The sequence below is a fragment of the Vogesella mureinivorans genome (assembly GCF_007644035.1).
Lineage (GTDB): Bacteria > Pseudomonadota > Gammaproteobacteria > Burkholderiales > Chromobacteriaceae > Vogesella > Vogesella mureinivorans.
In genome coordinates this window covers 1-311 of sequence record NZ_VMTV02000726.1, presented here as the reverse complement: position 1 = coordinate 311, position 311 = coordinate 1, and the positions used below count along the sequence as shown (strand labels likewise).

Annotated in this window: 1 protein-coding gene; it reads left to right on the top strand. The window is 69.8% G+C overall.

All coding sequences use genetic code 11. The annotated features are described in order from the left end of the window. Positions 1 to 311 (top strand): GHMP family kinase ATP-binding protein (locus tag FLQ44_RS17930; protein ID WP_439144948.1); only part of this gene is annotated, 311 nt, incomplete at both ends.

The window sequence follows — 311 nt, the reverse complement described above, 5'->3', positions numbered from 1 at the left end:
TGCTGGGCCTGGCGATCGAAGGCGCTGGCGATACCGTCACGGTGAGCCGCAGCGCCGAGCCCGGCGTGCGCATCCTTGCGATACGTGGCTCCGAGACCGCATTGCCCACCGAGCCTGAGAACAACACCGCCGGCCGCGCCCTGCTCTCCCTGCTTGAGCGCGCGCAGCCCGGCTTTGGGATGGACGTCGAGATCGACAAAGGCATCGCCTACGGCTCGGGCATGGGCGGCTCGGCGGCGTCCGCCGTGGCTGCCGTCGTCGCGGCCAATGCGCTGCTGGAATCACCGCTCGACGTCGATGCGCTCTACGCA